The sequence below is a fragment of the Roseomonas rosulenta genome, from assembly GCF_016106005.1.
Taxonomy (GTDB): Bacteria; Pseudomonadota; Alphaproteobacteria; order Acetobacterales; family Acetobacteraceae; genus Neoroseomonas; species Neoroseomonas rosulenta.
On the sequence record NZ_JACADR010000067.1, the window covers coordinates 1 to 19,443 of the forward strand.

Below are 19,443 nucleotides of genomic sequence, written 5' to 3' on the forward strand. Positions count from 1 at the left end.
CGCGGGGCGGCGCCGCCCGGCGGTTCCTCCGTCTCGAGCCCGGGCGGGCGCGGCCTCGCGGTGCGCGATCAGCAGCCCGCGCCGACCCCCGCGCCGGTGCCCTCCGCCGCGGCGCCGTCCGAGACGCGCCGCGAATTCGTGATCCGCCGCTGGGCGGATTTCGGCCATGGCCCCTTCACCGACATTCCGGCCGCGCGCGACGCGATCTCCCATCTGCTGCCGCTGCCCCAGGGCGGGCTGGCCTATGCGGCGGCCGATCCGGGCTGGGGGCGGATCGCGCCGGACGGCACGGTCGCGATCGCGCCGCGGCCGCCGGGCGGGGATTTCCGTAATACCGGCGTGACGCTCGCGCTCTCGGCCGATGGCACGCAGGTGCGCTTCACGCTGCGCGCCGGCGGCGCGCCGCTGGTCTTCGACCCGTTGACCGGCAACCTCTCGGCCTGGGGCGGGGAGGCGGGGTTCAGCGCGGCCCGCACCGAGACCCCGCGCATCCGCGTGCTGGACTGGCAGAATTCCAACCGGCCGCGCCTGGGCAACGTGCCGCTGCGCCTGGGCGAGGGCGAGTTCGCCCGCTCCCTCGCGATCCTGGTGCGCGAGGACGGCTTCCTGCTCGGCACCGACACCCACCTCAGGCTGTTCGATGCGCAGGGCAGGCTGATCGATTCCGTACCGACGCCGGGCGCGGTGTGGGGCGTGACCGTGGCGGGCGACATGGGGGTGGTCGCACTCGGCGACGGCACCATCCGCTGGTACCGCTTCGAGGCCGGTGCGCTGCGCGAGCAGGCCGCGCTGTTCGTGCATGCCGAGACGCTGCGCTGGGTACTCTGGACGCCCGAGGGTCTGTTCGACCACGCGCCCAATGGCGGGCAGGAGCTGGTCGGCGTGCACCTCAACGGCAAGCGCAACGAGACGCCGGAATGGGCCTCCTTCCAGCAGGCCTATCGCGCGCTCTATGCGCCGCGCGCGGTGCGCGGGAGGATCGCCGGCGACTATGCGCCGGCGGCCGAGCGCCTGGTGCAGCTGGGCGAGGTTCGGCAGCGGATCGGGCGGCTGCCCTCGCTGGCCGGCGGAACGCTCTGCGCGGTGGTGGGCACCGACTGCCGCAGCATCGGCTGGGATGCGCGCGCGCTGCCCGAAGGTGCCTCGGCGCTGCGCATGACCTTCACCGCGACCGATCGCGGCCTGGGCTTCGGGCCGCTCGATGTGCTGGTGAACGACCGCATCGCCGCGCGCGCCGAGCCCGCGGTGGGTGAGGCGAGCGTCGAGGTGCCGCTCGACCCCGGCACCAATCGCGTGGCGACGCGGCTCTATGCCAGCGACGGTGCGCTGTTCGCCGAGGGGCCGGCGATGGTGCTGCGCCGGCCGGGCGAGCCCGAGGCGCCGCCCGGCGCGGGGCGCCTGGTGGTGCTCGCGATCGGCGTGAACGAATACGCGCAGCATGAGCTGAACCTGCGCTTCGCCGCGCCGGATGCGCGGGCGGTGGGCGAGGCGCTGCGCGCCTCCGGCAACGGGCTGTTCCGCGATGTGGATCTGCGCGTCCTGCCGAACGACCGCGCCACGCGGCGCGGCGTGCTGGACGCGCTCGCCGCCGCGGCCCGGGATACCGCGCCGGCGGATACCTTCATCCTGTATATCGCTGGGCACGGCATCGTGTCGCAGCCGGGCAACCGCTTCCTGTTCCTGCCGGCGGATGTGCGCGACACCTCCTCGATGACGGTGCTGCGCCAGCAGACCATCGACGATGCGACGCTGGTGGCGGCACTCGCGCGCATCCGCGCGCGCGACGCCTTCATCATGATCGACACCTGCTATGCCGGTCAGATCGACATCGACCAGCTGGCGGCGATCGGCAACGACACCGGGCGCTTCCTGCTGGCGGCGTCGTCTTCCGTGCAGGAGGCCCTGGATTCCTACGACGACCGCAACGGTGTGTTCGCCTATGCCCTGATGGAGGGGCTGCGCGGGCGCGCGGCGGTGGACCAGGAGGGGCGGGTGACGGCGCTGGCGCTGGGGGAATGGGTGATGCGCCGCGTGCCGCAGCTGGCGCGCGAGAAGGGGCACCAGCAGAACGCGGTGTTCCGGGCGGCGCAGCGGGACCTGCGGTCGTTTCCGCTGGCGGTGGTGCAGCGGTAGGGCGCATCCCGCTCGGATGGCGTCATCCGCGCGGGTGAAGATCCTCGCGGAGACGGGCGCTGTTCACTCCGGCGGCGCCGCCACGCAGCCCGACCCGCGCCGCGTGAAGGATGCCACGCGTGCCGCGCGGATCTCGAAGGTGACCGAGCAGGGCGGCGGCGGCAGGTAGCCCGGATAGGCGGCGCCGAAGCCCACGCCGGATCCGAAGCCGCCGCGCCAGCCGAAGCCGCCGATGCCCAGGCCCATCACCGGCGCGGGCGTGGGCGTGGAGACGCCGAGCCGCTCGTATTGCAGGAATCGCCGGCCATCCGGCGTGGTGAAGTCGCCATCGGGCACGCCGATGGACTGCACCACGTCGCCCTCGGCCATGCCGACCAGGCCCTGCATGCGCGCATCGAAGCCCGCCTGGGTGGCGCAGGCGGCGAGGGAGAGGGCGGCGAGCAGGGGCAGGGCGCGCATGGGAGGCATGTGGCGTCGCGGCGCAGCGGAGTCCAGCGCGAGGCTGCATCCGCGCGGCGCCGCCGATGTGCCGACGGGGCTGGTGCGCTAGGCTGCCTCGCCTGCCGCCCAGCCGCTCGACCAGGCCCATTGGAAATTGTAGCCGCCGAGCCAGCCGGTCACGTCCACCGCCTCGCCTACCGCGAAGAGGCCGGGAACGTGCTTCGCCTCCATCGTCTTCTGCGACAGCGCGGCGGTATCGATGCCGCCCAGCGTGACCTCGGCCTTGGCGTAGCCCTCGGTGCCGGCGGGCGTGAGCGACCAGCGGTTGAGCAGCGCGCCGAGCGCCTTCAGTGGCGCGTCCGCGACCTCGCCGATCACGCGCGGGGGCAACTGCAGCGCGGCGAGAGCCTGCGCCAGGCGCTGCGGCAGCAGGTCGGCGAGGATGGTGCGTGGTTCGGCCTTGGGCCGCGCGCGCTTGGCGGCCAGCAGCGCGGCGCTGGCGTCGTGGCCTGGCGCCAGGTCGACCGTCACGGGATCGCCCGGCGCCCAGTAGGATGACGCCTGCAGCACCGCCGGCCCGGACAGGCCGCGATGGGTGAAGAGCATCGCCTCGGCGAAGGCCGCGCGCCCTGCGCGCGCGACGACCGGCAGCGCCACGCCGGCGAGCGGGCGCATCAGGTCGAGCATCGCGCCGTCGAAGGTGAAGGGCACCAGGCCGGGGCGCGGGGTGACCAGCGGCAGCCCGAAGCGGCGCGCCACGTCATGCGCGAAGCCGGTCGCGCCCATCTTGGGGATGGACAGCCCGCCGGTCGCGAGCACCAGGCTTTCCGCGCTGAAATCGCCATGGTCGGTCGCGATGGTGAAGCGATCGGCGCGGCTGATGTCGGTCACGCGGTGCGACACGCGCAGCGCCACGCCCGCGGCTGCGCATTCCGCCAGCAGCATCGCCACGATCTGCCGCGCCGATCCGTCGCAGAACAGCTGGCCGAGCGTCTTCTCGTGGAAGGCGATGCCGTGGCGGCGTACCAGCGCCACGAAGTCGTGCTGCGTGTAGCGCGCGAGTGCCGAGCGCGCGAAATGCGGATTGGCCGAGAGGAAGCGTTCCGGCACGCAGCCGAGATTGGTGAAGTTGCAGCGCCCGCCACCGCTGATCAGGATTTTCCGGCCCGGTTCATCGGTGTGTTCCAGCAGCAGCACGCACCGCCCGCGCTGCCCGGCGCGCATGGCGGCGAACATGCCGGCAGCACCGGCGCCGATCACCACCACATCGAAATGCGTCACGCCGCCGCCGCCAGTCCTGCCATGGCGCGCCCGACCGCCTCCGCCACGCGGATGCCGTCCACCGCTGCGGAATAGATGCCGCCCGCATAGCCCGCACCCTCGCCGGCCGGATACAGCCCCTGCGTGTTGACGCTGACGCAGGCGGCGTCGCGCCGGATGCGGATGGGGGAGGAGGTGCGGGTCTCCACCCCCGTCATCACCGCCTCCGCCATGTCGAAGCCGCGGATCTGCTTGCCGAAGGCGGGCAGGGCCTCGCGGATCGCGGCTACCGCGAAATCGGGCAGGCAGAGCGCGAGGTCGGTCGGTGTCACGCCCGGCTTGTAGGAGGGTACCACGGCGCCGAGATGCGTCGATGGCCGCCCCGCCAGGAAATCGCCCACCAGCTGCGCCGGGGCGCTGTAGTCGCCGCCGCCCGCGATGAAGGCGCGTTCTTCCCAGCGCCGCTGGAAATCCACGCCGGCCAGCGGATGGCCCGGGTAGTCCCGCTCCGGCGTGATGCCGACGACGATGCCGGCATTCGCGTTGCGCTCGGCGCGCGAATACTGGGACATGCCGTTGGTCACCACGCGGCCGGGTTCGGAGGTCGCGGCCACCACCGTCCCGCCCGGGCACATGCAGAAGGAATAGACGCTGCGCCCGTTGCCGCAGTGGTGCACCAGCTTGTAGTCGGCCGCACCCAGGATCGGGTGCTTGGCAAAGTCGCCGAAGCGCGCGCGGTCGATGATGGATTGTGGATGCTCGATGCGCACGCCGATGGAGAAGGCCTTGGCTTCGACGAAGACGCCGCGCTCGTGCAGCGTGGCGAAGGTGTCGCGCGCGGAGTGGCCGATGGCGAGCACCACGTGATCCGTCGCGATGGTCTCGCCCGCTTCCGTCACCACGCCGCGGATCCGGCGAACCCCGTCGCGCCCGGTCTCGATGGCGAAGTCCGTCACGCGCGTGCCGAAGCGGTATTCGCCGCCCAGCGCCTCGATCTTGGCGCGGAGCGATTCCACCATCGTCACCAGGCGGAAAGTGCCGATATGCGGCTTGGCGACGAACAGGATTTCCTCCGGCGCGCCGGCCGCCACGAACTCCGTCAGCACCTTACGCGATACGGATTCCGGCGCCTTGATGCCGGAATAGAGCTTGCCGTCGGAGAAGGTGCCCGCGCCGCCCTCCCCGAACTGCACGTTGGATTCCGGGGTCAGCACACGGCGGCGCCACAGCGCCCAGGTGTCCTTCGTGCGTTCGCGCACCAGCTTGCCGCGGTCGAGGATGATGGGGCGGAAGCCCATCTCGGCCAGGATCAGGGCGGCGAAGATGCCGCAGGGGCCGGTGCCGATCACCAAAGGGCGCTGCCAGCCCCCGGCCGGTGCGCGCGCGACATGGTGGTAGCGCGTGTCCGGCGTCGGTGCCAGCACGCGGCCCAGCGCTGGGTCGCGCGCGGCGCGGGCCAGGAGCGCGGCCTCGTCCGCCACCTCGATATCGAGCGAATAGACCAGGTGGATGTCGGAGCGCCGCCGCGCATCCCAGGCCCGCCGGGCGACATGCACCGCGCGCAATGCATCGCCGCGCAGGTCCAGGCGCGCGCGCACCGCTTCCTCCAGCGCCTCGGGGGCGTGGTCCAGGGGAAGCTTGATCTCCGTCAGCCGCAGCATGGCCGCCCTATAGCCTCAGTGACCCCCGCCGAGATAGGCGTCGCGCACCTCCGGCATGGCCAGCAGCTGACGCCCCGTCCCGGCCAGGGTGATGCGCCCGTTCACCAGCACATAGCCGCGATGCGCGAGGCGCAGCGCCTGGTTGGCGTTCTGCTCGACCAGCAGGACGGTCAGGCCCTCCTTCTGGTTCAGGTCGCGGATGGCGGCGAAGATCTGCCGCACGATCAGCGGCGCGAGGCCGAGCGAGGGCTCGTCCAGCAGCAGCAGCCGCGGCTTCGACATGAGAGCGCGGCCGATCGCGAGCATCTGCTGCTCGCCCCCCGACAGCGTGCCACCGCGCTGTGCCTGGCGTTCCTGCAGGCGCGGAAACAGGGCGAAAACCTGGGCCAGAAGCGGCGCGGGATCATGCCCCGCCACCTGCGCGCCCATCAGCAGGTTCTCCATCACCGACATGCGCGGGAAGACGCGCCGGCCTTCCGGCACCTGCGCGAGGCCGAGGCGCATGATCTCGTGCGTCGGCAGCGCGGTGATGTCGCGCCCTTCGAAGGCGATCCGCCCGGCGCGCGCGCGTGGGTCGCCGCAGATGGTCATCAGCAGGGTGGACTTGCCCGCGCCGTTCGCCCCCACCAGCGTGACGATCTCGCCCGGGGCGACGCTGATGGTCACGTCGCGCAGGGCCTGGACGGCGCCGTAGGCGGCGCAGACACCCTCGATGGACAGCATGGGGGCGGTCATTCCTCGTCCCCCTCGCCGAGATAGGCCGCGATGACGCGCGGGTCGGCGCGCACCTCGGCCGGCGCGCCATCGGCGATCTTCTTGCCGTGGTCGAGCACCACGACGCGGTCGGAGATGCCCATGACCACGCCCATGTCATGCTCGATCAGCAGCAGCGAGCAGCCGCCGTCGCGAATGCGGCGCAGCAGGGCCGAAAGCTCGTCGGATTCGCGCGGGTTCAGCCCGGCGGCGGGTTCATCGAGGCAGAGCAGCAGCGGGTCGGTGCACATGGCGCGCGCGATCTCGAGCCGCCGCTGCTGGCCATAGGGCAGGGCGCCGGCGGGGTCGTCGGCGCGCTCCAGCAATGCAGTGGCATCGAGCCAGTGGCGTGCCTTCTCGATTGCGCGCTTCTCCGCCCGGCGATAGCCGGGTGCCCCCAGCAGAGCGCCGATGCCGAATCCGGTCGATGCCATCAGCGTGTTGTGCTGCGCGACGAGCAGGTTCTCGAGCGCCGTCATGCCGGGAAACAGGCGGATGTTCTGGAAGGTGCGCGCCACGCCGGCGCGGGCGATGCGATGGCCGGGCAGGGATTGCAGCTCGACCGGCGTGCCGTCGCGGAACAGGCGCAGCCGCCCGTCGCTTGGCCGGTAGAAGCCGGTGATGCAGTTGAACATCGTGGTCTTGCCCGCGCCGTTCGGGCCGATGATGGCGGTGATGTCGCCGCGTGACGCGGTGAAGGAGACGGCATCGACGGCGGTGAGGCCGCCGAAGCGCATGGTCAGCGCCTCGGCTTGCAGGATCGGCTCCGCCACGGTCAGCCGCGCCCCTCGGCGACATGTTCCGCGCCGATCGCGCGGCGCGTGCCCAGTGCCACGGTCGGCGTGCGGCTGCCGACGAGCCCGCGCGGGCGGACCACCATGATCAGCACCATCGCGCCGCCGAACACCAGCATCCGCCATTCATCCAGGTCGCGGAAGATCTCGAAGCCGCCGATCATCACCAGGGCCGCGATGGCGATGCCGATCTGGCTGCCCATGCCCCCCAGCACGACGATGGCGAGGATGATGGCGCTCTCGATGAAGGTGAAGCTCTCCGGGCTGATGAAGCCCTGCCGCGTGGCGAAGAAGGACCCGGCGAAGCCCGCGAACATCGCCCCCAGCGCGAAGGCGGTCAGCTTCGTCGTGGTGACGTTGATGCCGAGTGCGCGGCAGGCGATCTCGTCCTCGCGCAGCGCTTCCCAGGCACGGCCGAGCGGCTGACGGCGCAGGCGGATGCTGACCCAGTTGGTCAGCAGTGCGAGTGCGAGGATCAGGTAGTACAGGAAGATCACGCGATGCACCGGCGAGGGCTCGAGCCCGAAGAAGCCGGCGAAACTGCCCGGATCGCCCGACATGTTGAAGGGCAGGCCGAAGAAGGTCGGCCGGGGGATGCCGGTGATGCCGTTCGGCCCGCCGGTCAGCGAGGCCCAGTTGATCAGCACGACGCGGATGATCTCGCCGAAGGCCAGTGTCACGATCGCGAGGTAGTCGCCGCGCAGCCGCAGCACCGGGAAGCCCAGCAGCACGCCCCAGAAGGCCGCGAGGATTCCCGCCAGCGGCAGGCAGATCCAGAAGGACAGGCCGAAGGTGGTGGCCAGCAGCGCGTAGGAATAGGCGCCGACCGCATAGAAGGCGACGTAGCCGAGGTCGAGCAGCCCCGCGAGCCCGACCACGATGTTCAGCCCCCAGCCGAGCATAACGTAGGTCAGCACCAGGATGCCGAGATCGAGCTCGTAGCGCCCGGTGCCGGGGATGAAGGGCAGTGCGACTGCCAGCAGGATGAAGACCGGTGCGACCAGCCGCCCAGCCTTGCGCAGCGCCTCGGTACGCGCGGCGGTGGCCGGTTTCGCCTCCCCGCGCAGGCCGCGCCAGGTGAGCAGCCCGAGCCGCCCGAAGAAGGCCAGCACCACCAGGATCGCAACCTCGCCCCAGCGCTGCCGCAGCACCAGCCCGCCCGAGGGCCCGACATCGGTGCGCAGCCCGACCAGCAGGAAGAACAGGCCGAAGGCGATCAGCGCGGTGATCGCGGCGTCCTTCACCGCCGCGGCCGCGACCTTCGGGCGGGCCGCCATGGTGATGGCGGCGATCTCGCCGTTCATACCTTCTCGACCTCGGCGCGGCCGAGCAGCCCGGTGGGCATGAAGATCAGCACCAGCACCAGGATCGAGAAGGCCGCGACATCCTTGTACTGCACGGAGAAATAGGCCGACCAGAAGGTCTCGATCAGCCCGATCAGCAACCCGCCCAGCACCGCCCCGGGCAGGGACCCGATACCGCCCAGCACGGCCGCGGTGAAGGCTTTCACGCCGGCGAGGAAGCCGATGTAGAAGTCGATCACGCCATAGCGCAGCAGGTACATGGTGCCCGCGACGGCGGCCAGCGCCGCGCCGATCACGAAGGTCAGGCTGATGGTGCGGTCAGTGTCGATGCCGAGCAGCGAGGCCATCTTGCGGTCCTGCTCGCAGGCACGCATGGCACGGCCGAGCGGCGTGCGCGTGACCAGCCATGTGAAGACGGCGAGCACGCCGAGCGTCACCGCGATGATCAGCATCTGCATGTAGGAGAACTGCACGACGAAAGCCTCGGCGCGCAGCACCTCAACGCCGCCGGGCAGCAGCGGCTCGACAGGCTTCACGCGCGCCCCCTGGGCGACCTGAACGTAGTTCTGCAGCACGATCGACATGCCAATGGCGCTGATCAGCGGTGCCAAGCGGAAGGACCCGCGCAGCGGGCGATAGGCCACGCGCTCCACCGTCCAGCCGTACAGCGCGGTGACGCACATCGAGACCAGCAGCACGATCAGGATCGCCGCCGGCCCGTCCATGATCCCGCCCGAGACCAGCATGACGATCGAGATCAGCGCGATGAAGGCGCCAACCATGAAGATGTCGCCATGGGCGAAGTTGATCATGCCGATGATGCCGTAGACCATGGTGTAGCCCACCGCGATCAGCCCGTAGATCATGCCGAGGCTGATCCCGTTGATCAGCTGCTGCAGCGCATAGGCCAAGCCTGCCCCCTGTCCCGGGGCCGTTGATGGCCCGCCCGTTGCCTCGACGCTACGGCAGGCCCGCCGGTGCCGGAAGCGGATTCGCCGCGGCCGCGCCCACCGGCCCCCGATCCCGGCTGTGTCGGAGGTGATCAGGGCGGCAACGCGTGGCAGCCCCGCGGGGCCGCCCAAGCTGCGGCCGATCTCCTCGACACCGGTCGGAACCCGCCGCGGCCTTGGGGACCTTCAGATCCGCTTGCGACGATGCGCGGGATATCCAACCGCAGGATGACGCGCGCGGACGCCTCCGAACCCGTCCCACATCGCGGTGGGCCGGATCGCCCCTGGGTTCCACCGCCAGGCGGCGACCAGCCTGCACCCGGCGCGCGCGGCGTCCTCCACGGATGAACGTTCCGCTTGTTGGTCCATCGTCGCCGGTCCGGGTGGCTGTCATGAATTGTCAGCCGAAGCATCATACGACCGTCGCCGATTGAAGGTACTCCCGGGCCCGTCGAAGGGATCCGGACAGATGCGCCAACGGAAGAACGTACTACTCATCGTCGTCGACCAGTGGCGCACGGATTTCGTACCCGCGCTCGGCGCGGGTTTCTTGCGGACACCGAACCTGGACCGGCTCTGCCGGGAGGGCGTGACCTTCCGCAACCACGTCACCAACACAGTGCCTTGCGGCCCGGCGCGCGCCAGCCTGCTGACCGGCCTGTATCTGATGAACCACCGCGCGGTGCAGAACACGGTGCCGCTCGATGCGCGGCACAGCAATCTCGGCAAGCAGCTGCGGCTGATCGGCTACGACCCGGCGCTGATCGGCTACACCACCACCACGCCGGACCCGCGCACCTCAGGTCCGCGCGACCCGCGCTTCACCACGCTCGGCGATCTGATGGATGGCTTCCGCAGCGTCGGTGCCTTCGAGCCGAACATGGACGGCTATTTCGGCTGGCTCGCGCATCAGGGTTACGTGCTGCCGCAGCGGCGTGAGGACATCTGGTTGCCCGAGGGCGAGGACGCCGTGCCCGGCGTGACCGACCGCCCCTGCCGCATCCCCGCCGAATTGTCGGACAGCACCTTCTTCACCGAGCGCGCGCTCACCTACCTGAAGGGCCGTAACGGCAAGCCGTGGTTCCTGCACCTCGGCTACTATCGACCGCACCCGCCCTTCATCGCGCCCGCGCCGTATCACGCGATGTACAGGCCCGCCGACATGCCCGCGCCGATCCGCCGCGAGCGCTGGGAGGACGAGGCGGCGCAGCACCCGCTGCTGGAATTCTACCTGCGCGGCATCAGCCAGGGCAGCTTCTTCCACGGCGCCGGCGGTGCGGCGACGGCCCTGCACGAAGACGCCATACGCCAGATGCGCGCCACCTATGCCGGCCTGATCACCGAGATCGACGACTGCCTGGGCCGGGTCTTCGCCTGGCTCGACGAGAACGGGCAGTGGGACGACACCATGATCGTCTTCACATCCGACCATGGCGAGCAGCTCGGTGACCACTGGCTGCTGGGCAAGATCGGCTACCAGGACGAGAGCTTTCGCATCCCGCTGGTGGTGAAGGATGGCGGGCGCAACGACCGCGCCGGAGCGATCGAATCGGCCTTCACCGAAAGCGTGGACGTGATGCCGACCATCCTCGAGGCGCTGGGCGGCAACGTGCCGCGTGCCTGCGACGGTCGCTCGATCCTGCCGCTGCTGGACGGGCCCGCGCCGCGGGATTGGCGGCACCACCTGTTCTACGAATACGACTTCCGCGACGTCCACTACTCGAAGGCCGAGAGCGCGCTCGGCCTGCCGATGGATGATTGCGCGCTCTGCGTGGTGCAGGATGCCCGGTACAAATACGTGCACTTCACCGCGCTGCCGCCTCTGTTCTTCGACCTCGCGCGCGATCCGCACTGCTTCGACAACCTGGCCGATGACCCGGCGCATGTCGGGCTGGTGAAGCAATACGCGCAGAAGGCGCTGTCGCACCGGATGCGGCATGCCGAACGCACGCTCACGCATTTCCGCGCCACGCCGCACGGGCTGGAGGAACGGGGCGTCGCCCTGCCGCCAGGCCTCGCACGCGCCGCCGAATGAACCCCGGCAAGGAACGCCCGCCCATGCTGAACCGTCGCCTGCTGATCGCCGCCCCCGCCCTGGCCGTGCTGCCGCGCCCGTCCCTGGGCCAGGCGGACCAGCGACCCGCCATCACCATCGCCGTGCAGAAGGTGGTGAACAGCAACACGCTCGAGACGCTGCGCGAGCAGTCGAATGTCGGCGAGCGGGTGTTCTATTCGTCGATGTGGGAAGGGCTGATCGGGCGTGACTGGCTGGGGCAGCTCGGGCCGGTGCCGGGGCTCGCCACCGAATGGCGGCGCATCTCGGACAGCGTCGTCGAGCTCTCGCTGCGCCGCGGCGTAATGTTCCACAACGGCGAGGAGATGACGGCGGAGGATGTCGTCTTCTCCTTCGGCCGCGACCGCATGTTCGGCACCACCCTGGCCTCCGCGCAGGGCCGCACCATCCCGATCGGCGAAGGCATGCCCGCGCCCCGGCCGGGGCGTGAACTCCCGCCGGAAGTGCCGGCCGTCGCCCGGCGGTCCTGGCCGGCGCTCGAGCGGGTCGAGGCGGTGGACCGCTACACCGTGCGCTTCGTCAACGCCACGCCGGACGTGACGCTCGAGGGCCGCCTGTCGCGCTACGGGTCCGACATCATCAGCCGCCGTGGCTTCGAGGCGACCGCGAGCTGGCTCGATTGGGCGCGCAAGCCTGTGACAACCGGCCCCTACAAGGTTGCGGAGTTCCGCCCGGACGTGTCGCTGACGCTGGTGGCTCACGACGAATACTGGGGCGGTCGCCCGCCGCTGCGCCAGATCCGCTTCGTCGAGGTGGCCGAGGTGTCGTCGCGCATCAACGGGCTTCTGTCGGGCGAATACCAGTTCGCCTGCGACATTCCGCCCGACCAGATCCCGGGCATCGAGCGCAACCGCGCCTTCGAGGTGCAGGGCGGCACCATCCTCAATCACCGGCTGATCGTGTTCGACAAGACCCATGCGCAGCTGCGCGATGCGCGCGTGCGCCGCGCCTTCACCCACGCGATCGACCGCAAGGCCATCGTGGACAGCCTGTGGGCCGGCCGCACCGAGGTGCCGCGCGGCCTGCAATGGCCCTACTACGACCAGATGTTCATCAGCGACTGGGAGGTGCCGCGCTTCGACCAGGCCGAGGCGCGCCGCCTGCTGCGCGAGGCGAACTATCGCGGCGAGGCGATCCCCTATCGCCTGCTCAACAACTACTACACCAACCAGAACGCCACCGCCCAGGTGCTGGTCGAGATGTGGCGCCAGGTCGGCCTCAACGTGCAGATCGAGATGCGCGAGAACTGGTCGCAGATCCTGGAACGCAGCCCGACGCGCGCGGTGCGCGACTGGTCCAACAGCGCGCCGTTCAACGATCCGGTCAGCTCCATCATCAACCAGCACGGCCCGAACGGACAGCAGCAGCAGGTCGGCGAATGGTCGAACGACGAGATGAACCGCCTGTCGGTCGAGCTTGAGACCAGCACCGACCGCGCGCGTCGCCGCGCCATCTTCGCGCGCATGCTGGTGATCACCGAGCGCGAGGACCCCGCCTACACGGTGCTGCACCAGAACGCGACCTTCACGGCGAAGCGCCGCGACATCCGCTGGAAGGCGAGCCCGGCCTTCGCGATGGATTTCCGCGCGACGAACTGGGGGGCGTGAGGGGATGGCGAGGATCACCCGACGCGCCGCGCTGGCCGCGGTCGCCACCACCACGCTGCCGCACTTCGCGCTCGCGCAGGCAGACCAGCGGCCGAGCCTGACCATCGCAGTGCAGAAGGTCTCGAACTCCAACACGCTGGAGACCCCGCGCGAACAATCCAACGTCGGCTACCGCCTCAGCGGCCTGTACGCCGAACCGCTGATCAACACCGACTGGATCGGCGATCTCTCGGCCAGGCCGGGCCTCGCCACGGCGTGGCGGCGGATCGACGACCGTACCGTGGAGTTCGACCTGCGCGAGGGCGTGCGCTTCCACGATGGCACCCTGATGACCGCGGAGGACGTGGCGTTCAGCTTCGGCGAGCGGCTGTTCGGCACCGGGCCGGAGCGCGAGGCGGGGCGCGCCAGCGTGCTGGCAGGATCGGTCGGCAAGGAACCGCCGGCCGAGGTGGTAGCCGTCGCGCGCCGCAGCGTTCCGGGCCTCCAGGGCATCGAGATCGTGCGGCCGGGCGTGGTGCGCTACGTGGCCGCCACGCCCGACGTGACCATCGAAGGCCGCCTCCAGCAGAATGTCGGCGTGGTCCATTCGCGCGCCGCCTTCGCTGCGGCAGAGAACTGGCTCGCCTGGGCGCGCAGGCCGGTCGGCACCGGGCCGTATCGGATTGCCGAGCTGCGGCCGGATGTGTCGCTCACGCTCGAATCGCACGATGCCTATTGGGGCGGGCGCCCCCCGCTTCGGCGCATCCGCTTCGTCGAGGTGCCGGAGGTCTCCGGCCGCGTGAACGGCCTGTTCTCGGGCGAGTTCGACTTCGCCTGCGACATCCCGCCCGACCAGGTTGCGGTGGTCGAACGCAATGCGCGCTTCGAGGTCCTAGGCAGCCCGATCAACAACATCCGCATCATGGGCCTGGACCAGACCAATCCGGTGCTGGCGAACCCGCTCGTGCGCCGCGCCATCACCCATGCGGTCGACCGGCGGGCCATCGTCGATTCGCTGTGGTCGGGGCGCACGGCGGTGCCACGCGGCCTGCAGCTCGAGAACTATGGCGCGATGTATCTGCGGGACTGGGCCAATCCGCGCTTCGACCCGGCCGAGGCACGGCGCCTTCTGCGCGCGGCGAATTACCGCGGCGAGCCGATCACCTATCGGCTGCTCAACAACTACTACACCAACCAGGTGTCCAACGCGCAGATCGTCGTCGAGATGTGGCGCGCGGTCGGCCTCAACGTGCAGATCGAGATGCGCGAGAACTTCGACCAGGTGACCGCGCGCACACCCGGGCGCGGCATCCGCGACTGGTCGAACACATCATTGTTCGGCGACCCCGTGGCCGGCCTGCTGCGCAGCTTCGGCGCCAGGACCGAGGCGGAGCGCAACGGCGAATGGACCAACGCGGAGTTCAACCGCGTGTCCGATGCGCTGATCTCGTCGACCGACATGGCGCAGCGCAGCGCGCTGTTCCGGCGCCTGCTCGAGATCATCGAGCGGGAGGATCCGGGCTACCTGGTGCTGCACCAGGCGGCGAGCTTCACCGCCAAGCGCCGCGACATCGCCTGGCGCGCGGCGAAGGGCTGGCCCATGGATTTCGGACCCAACAACTTCCGGCTGGGCGCGTGACGACCGCGCCGCTCGTCGCGATCCACGGCCTGACCGTCGCCTTCGACGGCCAGCATGCTCTGCGTGGCATCGAACTCGCGGTGATGCCGGGCGAGGCCGTCGGCCTGGTCGGAGAATCCGGCTGCGGCAAGTCCGTCACCTGGCTTGCCGCGCTGGGCCTGCTGCCGCCGCGTGCGCGGATCGGGGGCAGCGCACGGATCGATGGAACGGAGCTGATCGGCGCGCCGGCGGCCACGCTAGACCGCGTGCGCGGCGGGCGCATCGCCATGATCTTCCAGGATCCGGCCAGCAGCCTCAATCCGGTGCACCGCATCGGCCGGCAGGTTGCCGAGGCGCTCATGCTTCATCGCGGCATGACCGGGCGCGCTGCGCGCGAGGAAGCTCGCCGCCTGCTCGACCAGGTCGGGATCCCGGATGCGGCGCGCCGGCTCGACGCCTATCCGCACGAACTATCGGGCGGGCAGAACCAGCGCGTGATGATCGCAATCGCGCTGGCCGGACGACCCGAACTGCTCGTCGCGGACGAACCGACAACGGCGCTCGATGTCACCATACAGGCGCAGGTCCTCGATCTTCTGCGGCAGCTGCGCAGGGATACCGGCATGGCGCTGGTGCTGATCAGCCATGACCTCGGCGTGGTCGCCGATACCTGCGAGCGCGTCTGCGTCATGTATGCCGGGCGCATCGTTGAGGAGGCACCCACCGAACGCCTCTTTGCCGCGCCTGCGCATCCCTATACGCGCGGTCTGATTGGGGCCCTGCCGCCGATCGAGGGCCCGCGCCGGCCGCTGCTGGCGATCCCGGGCGGGGTGCCGGAGCCCTGGGCCATGCCGCCCGGCTGCGCCTTCGCGCCGCGCTGCGCGTTGCGCGTCGCGGCCTGCGATGCTGGCCTGCCCGCCGATGCCGCGATCACCGATGGCCATCGCGCCGCCTGCCTGCGCGCCGAAGCGGCCCCGCTGCTCGCCGAACCGGCTGTCGCATGAGGCCCGGCGCGGAGCTTTTGAAGGCCGAAGGGCTGGTGCGCCGCTACGCGATGCGGCGCGGCATGTTCGGACGCAGCGTGGAACTGCGTGCGGTCGATGGCGTGTCACTCGTCATCGAGCGCGGACGCACGCTCGGTCTTGTCGGCGAATCCGGTTGTGGCAAGTCGACCACCGGGCGCCTGGTGCTCGGGATGGAGACGCCCGATGCCGGGTCCGTGGCCTTTGACGGCCGCCCGGTGCCGCCACCCGGCAGCGCCGCCTGGCGGGCGTTGCGCGCGCGCATGCAGATGGTCTTCCAGGATCCGCTTGGCGCGCTGGACCGACGGCTGCCGATCGGCGTGCAGGTTGCGGAGCCGCTCGACATCCACGTCATCGGCGCGCGTTCGGAACGCGCCGCGCGTGTCGAAGCGCTGCTGCGCGCGGTCGGGCTGCGCGCCGACCAGGGCGCGCACTATCCGCATGAGCTGTCCGGCGGCCAGCGCCAGCGCGCGGTGCTGGCGCGTGCGCTCGCGACCGACCCGGCGTTGCTGGTCTGCGACGAACCGATCAGTGCGCTCGATGTCTCGATCCAGGCACAGGTGATGAACCTGCTGGTCGAGCTGCAGGACCGCTTCGGCATGGGCATGCTGTTCGTCAGCCACGACCTGCGCGCGGTGCGCCAGGTCAGCCACCGCGTCGCGGTGATGTATCTCGGCCGCATCGTCGAGGAAGGCGAGCCCGACGCCGTGCTGCAGGATCCCGCGCATCCCTATGCGCAGGCGCTGGTGACGGCCATTCCGCATCCCGGGCGCGGCGGCCGGCGGATGGTCCTGCAGGGCGACCCGCCCAATCCCGCGGACCGTCCCGCCGGTTGCGCCTTTCATCCGCGCTGCCCGGTGGCGCGCGCGCGCTGTACGCAGGACGCACCCATGCTGAAGCGGCGGCCCGACGGACGGATGATCGCCTGCCACGTCGCGCAGGGCGATGTCGCGCCCGGCTGCGGCGTATTGGCGGAGGCCGCCTGAGATGCTGCGTTTCCTCGCCTTCCGCATTGCGCGTGCGGCGCTGACAATCGCGATGGTCGTGACATTCGCCTTCGTCGTGCTTCGCATGTCGGGTGACCCGGCGCAGATCATCATGGGGGCGGATGCGCCGCCCGAGGCGGTGGAGGCCTTCCGCATCGCCTGGGGTCTCGACCGGCCGCTGTGGGAGCAATACTTCCGCTATTTCGGTGCCATCCTGTCGGGCGACCTTGGCCGATCCATGCGCGACGGGCGCGACGCGATCGTGCTGGTGGCCGAGCGCATTCCCGCCACCCTGGCGCTGACCGTCCCCGCACTTCTGATCAAGGTCGGGATCGGCGTGCCGGCTGGGATCTACGCGGCGCTGCATCGCAATTCCCTGGCCGACCGGGTCGTGATGGTGGTCGCGGTGGCGGGCTTCACCGTGCCGTCCTTCGTGCTGGGCCTGATCCTGGTGCTGGTGTTCGCGGTGCAGCTCGGCTGGCTGCCGTCGGGCGGGCAGGAGAGCTGGCGCCATGCCATCCTGCCGATCATCACGCTGGGCGTCGGCGGCGCGGCGGTGCTGGCGCGCTTCACCCGCAGCGCGATGCTGGAAGTGCTCGGTCAGCCCTTCATCCGCACCGCGAGCGCGAAGGGCGTGCCGTGGCGCATGGTGGTCACCAACCACGCGCTGCCGAACGCGGCGATCCCGACGGTGACGATCATCGGCTTCATGGTGGGCAGCCTGATCGCCGGCGCCGTGGTGGTCGAGAGCGTGTTCTCCTGGCCCGGCGTGGGACGGCTTCTGGTGGTGGCGGTGTCGAACCGCGACCTCGCGGTGGTGCAATGCATCCTGCTGCTGGTCGCCTGCACCATGGTCTGCGCGAACCTGATGGTGGACCTGCTCTATGGGCTGCTGGATCCGCGGCTGCGCAGCGCACCGCGCCAGGCCACGGCATGACACCCCGAACCGCGGAGGCGTGAGATGCCGGAAGCGCCCCTGACAGTGGCCGCGCCCACCGCCGCGCCGCCGCGCATCCGCCGCGCCAGGCCGCCGGCGATGGTGCTGTTCGGCTTCGGCTGGCTGGCGCTGATGCTGGCGATCGCGCTGCTGGCGGACGTGGTCAGCCCCTACGCCTATACCGCGCTCGACCTGCGGAACCGGCTTTCGCCGCCGATCGGCTTCGGCGGCGCCTGGCTGCATCCGCTCGGCACCGATGAACTTGGCCGCGACGTTCTGGCGCGGCTGATCCATTCGATCCGCACCAGCCTGCTGATCGCCTTCGGCGCCACCATCATCGGTGCCTTGGTCGGCACGTCTCTGGGGTTCCTCGCCGCGCATTTCCGCGGGCTGGTGGAGCAGGCGGTGATGGCGCTGGTGGATTTTTCCGCGAGCATTCCCTTCCTGATCCTGGCGCTCGCGGTGCTCGCCTTCTTCGGCAATTCGATGGTGCTGCTGGTCTGCCTGCTCGGGCTGCATGCCTGGGAACGCTACGCGCGCATCGCGCGTGGCCTGGCGCTGTCGGCTGGCGCGCAGGGCTATGCCGCGGCGGTGCGGCAGCTGGGCGCCACGCCCTGGCGGCTGTACGGGCGGCACGTGCTGCCGAACATCGCCTCGACGCTGATCGTATCGATGACGCTTGCCTTCCCGGAGATCATCCTGCTGGAGAGCGGACTCTCCTTCCTGGGTCTCGGCGTGCAGCCGCCGGCGACATCGCTGGGTTCCATGGTGGGCTATGGGCGCGAATACCTCACGCGCGCGCCGTGGATCCTGCTGGCGCCGGCGATCACCATCGTGCTGACGACGCTCTCGGTCTCGTTGATCGGCGACTGGCTGCGCGACCGGCTTGACCCGACGCTGCGCTGAGCGACCAGATGCCGGCCGACCTGCGCGACGCCGGCGCTGCGGATTCACCATGATTGCGGCACGCGCGGCCTGATCGTGAACCGCGTGGCGCTGCGCGAGCGGGTCCCGGCGACCGGCGGGTGCGACCTGCTGAAGCCCGAACACCGCGGCAGTGCCGGCTGCCGGAACCCGGCCGCGGTCGGGCAGGTCGGCGCGGTGGCAGTGCACGTCTAACGCGGCCGAGCCTGCACGGACATCACGCCGGCCGCCAAGGAGCGCAAGGCACTGCGGGCGAACGGCGCGCTGGTGTCGCTGCAGATCGGGCGACATGCCATCCAAGATAACGGAAGGCCTGCCCCAATGCCGGAGCCAGGCGACGGTATCCGGCGCGACCCTGGGGTTCGTTGAAGCCGAAGAGAAGCGAGTGGCCGGAGCCAGTTCAAGGTCGCCGCCGCGCAGCAAGGGCGGCCGAGAGACGGGCTGGCTACGGGAGGAATGGTGCGGTTGAGCGGAGCGAAATCGCACCGGCGCGATGGGTTGGCGGGAGGCATCGCGCGGGAAGAAGTGGTGCCCAGGGCCGGAATCGAACCAGCGACACTGCGATTTTCAGTCGCATGCTCTACCAACTGAGCTACCTGGGCCCATGGCATCCCGAAGGACACCGGAGAGGCCGCGGGAAATAGCGGAGCCCGCGCGGCCTGTCCAGCCGGTCAATCCTCGGTCTCCTCCGGTGCGCTGGCGGGGATGGCGTAGCTCTCGCTCAGCCAGCGGCCGAGATCGGCCTGCGCGCAGCGTTCCGAACAGAAGGGCCGCGTCGCCTCCGCCGCCGGGCGGCGGCAGATCGGGCAGCGCAGGGCCGGGCGTGGCCGCGGGGCGTCAGACATCCGCTGCATCCTCGATGACTGGCAAGGGCATGGCGATGTCGGGCACCAGGCGCAAGGCGAAGCCTGCCTGCGCCGCGAAGGCGGCGAGCGCCTCGGGCTCGCCGTCCAGCGCCGCGACCACCGATGGCGCCGCGCGCAGCGCGAGGCGCCGCCCG

16 protein-coding genes and 1 tRNA gene are annotated in these 19,443 nt (G+C 70.7%); 8 read left to right on the forward strand and 9 right to left on the reverse strand.

Annotated features, from left to right (window positions below; translation table 11 throughout):
* Positions 1–2,133: caspase family protein (locus HW578_RS10730; protein ID WP_198370553.1), on the forward strand; the 2,133-nt coding region annotated here is incomplete at its 5' end.
* 63 nt (positions 2,134–2,196) lie between these two features.
* On the opposite strand, the gene HW578_RS10735 is transcribed toward HW578_RS10730, so the two are convergent.
* From HW578_RS10735 to HW578_RS10765, 7 genes are all read right to left on the reverse strand, one after another.
* Positions 2,197–2,592: a hypothetical protein gene (locus tag HW578_RS10735; RefSeq protein ID WP_198370554.1), complete on the reverse strand. Its 396-nt coding sequence runs from the start codon at positions 2,590–2,592 to the stop codon at positions 2,197–2,199.
* A gap of 87 nt (positions 2,593–2,679) precedes the next feature.
* Positions 2,680–3,855: a BaiN/RdsA family NAD(P)/FAD-dependent oxidoreductase gene (locus HW578_RS10740; RefSeq protein WP_198370555.1), complete on the reverse strand. Its 1,176-nt coding sequence runs from the start codon at positions 3,853–3,855 to the stop codon at positions 2,680–2,682.
* On the reverse strand, positions 3,852–5,495 hold the full coding sequence (locus HW578_RS10745) for an NAD(P)/FAD-dependent oxidoreductase (protein ID WP_198370556.1): 1,644 nt from the start codon (positions 5,493–5,495) through the stop codon (positions 3,852–3,854). The genes HW578_RS10740 and HW578_RS10745 overlap by 4 nt, the downstream gene beginning before the upstream one ends.
* 15 nt (positions 5,496–5,510) lie before the next feature.
* Positions 5,511–6,230, reverse strand: a complete 720-nt coding sequence (locus HW578_RS10750) for an ABC transporter ATP-binding protein (protein WP_456308272.1) — start codon at positions 6,228–6,230, stop codon at positions 5,511–5,513.
* Positions 6,227–7,021, reverse strand: a complete 795-nt coding sequence (locus tag HW578_RS10755; protein WP_198370557.1) for an ATP-binding cassette domain-containing protein — start codon at positions 7,019–7,021, stop codon at positions 6,227–6,229. The genes HW578_RS10750 and HW578_RS10755 overlap by 4 nt, the downstream gene beginning before the upstream one ends.
* Before the next feature lie 2 nt (positions 7,022–7,023).
* Positions 7,024–8,346 carry a high-affinity branched-chain amino acid ABC transporter permease LivM gene (gene livM / locus HW578_RS10760; protein WP_232478870.1) on the reverse strand — a complete coding sequence of 441 codons (1,323 nt, stop codon included), beginning with the start codon at positions 8,344–8,346 and terminating at the stop codon, positions 7,024–7,026.
* Positions 8,343–9,257, reverse strand: a complete 915-nt coding sequence (locus HW578_RS10765) for an ABC transporter permease subunit (protein WP_198370558.1) — start codon at positions 9,255–9,257, stop codon at positions 8,343–8,345. Before HW578_RS10765 ends, livM begins: the two co-directional genes overlap by 4 nt.
* Before the next feature lie 508 nt (positions 9,258–9,765).
* On the opposite strand from HW578_RS10765, the gene pehA reads away from it, so the two are divergent.
* Genes pehA through HW578_RS10800 form a run of 7 tightly spaced genes read left to right on the forward strand, consistent with a single transcriptional unit; the run spans position 9,766 to position 18,425 of the window.
* Positions 9,766–11,331 carry a phosphoric/sulfuric ester hydrolase PehA gene (gene pehA / locus HW578_RS10770; protein WP_198370559.1) on the forward strand — a complete coding sequence of 522 codons (1,566 nt, stop codon included), beginning with the start codon at positions 9,766–9,768 and terminating at the stop codon, positions 11,329–11,331.
* 23 nt (positions 11,332–11,354) lie between these two features.
* A complete protein-coding gene (locus HW578_RS10775; RefSeq protein ID WP_198370560.1) occupies positions 11,355–12,977 on the forward strand; it encodes an ABC transporter substrate-binding protein in 1,623 nt (540 codons plus the stop codon).
* A gap of 4 nt (positions 12,978–12,981) precedes the next feature.
* The gene (locus HW578_RS10780) at positions 12,982–14,595 is read left to right on the forward strand and encodes an ABC transporter substrate-binding protein (protein ID WP_198370561.1); all 1,614 of its coding nucleotides are present in this window, start codon (positions 12,982–12,984) and stop codon (positions 14,593–14,595) included.
* Positions 14,592–15,578, forward strand: coding sequence for an ABC transporter ATP-binding protein (locus tag HW578_RS10785; RefSeq protein WP_369407869.1), 987 nt, complete (start codon positions 14,592–14,594; stop codon positions 15,576–15,578). Before HW578_RS10780 ends, HW578_RS10785 begins: the two co-directional genes overlap by 4 nt.
* Positions 15,575–16,582 (forward strand): ABC transporter ATP-binding protein, encoded by a 1,008-nt coding sequence (locus HW578_RS10790; RefSeq protein WP_232478871.1) that lies wholly within the window; start codon positions 15,575–15,577, stop codon positions 16,580–16,582. Before HW578_RS10785 ends, HW578_RS10790 begins: the two co-directional genes overlap by 4 nt.
* Position 16,583: 1 nt before the next feature.
* Positions 16,584–17,519: an ABC transporter permease gene (locus HW578_RS10795; protein ID WP_198370562.1), complete on the forward strand. Its 936-nt coding sequence runs from the start codon at positions 16,584–16,586 to the stop codon at positions 17,517–17,519.
* Positions 17,520–17,543: 24 nt separating this feature from the next.
* On the forward strand, positions 17,544–18,425 hold the full coding sequence (locus HW578_RS10800) for an ABC transporter permease (protein WP_198370563.1): 882 nt from the start codon (positions 17,544–17,546) through the stop codon (positions 18,423–18,425).
* Between the two features lie 544 nt (positions 18,426–18,969).
* Here HW578_RS10800 and HW578_RS10805 read toward each other — a convergent pair.
* Positions 18,970–19,045, reverse strand: a tRNA-Phe gene (locus HW578_RS10805).
* 69 nt (positions 19,046–19,114) lie between these two features.
* The gene (locus HW578_RS10810) at positions 19,115–19,288 is read right to left on the reverse strand and encodes a DNA gyrase inhibitor YacG (protein ID WP_198370564.1); all 174 of its coding nucleotides are present in this window, start codon (positions 19,286–19,288) and stop codon (positions 19,115–19,117) included.
* Positions 19,289–19,443 lie beyond the last annotated feature (155 nt).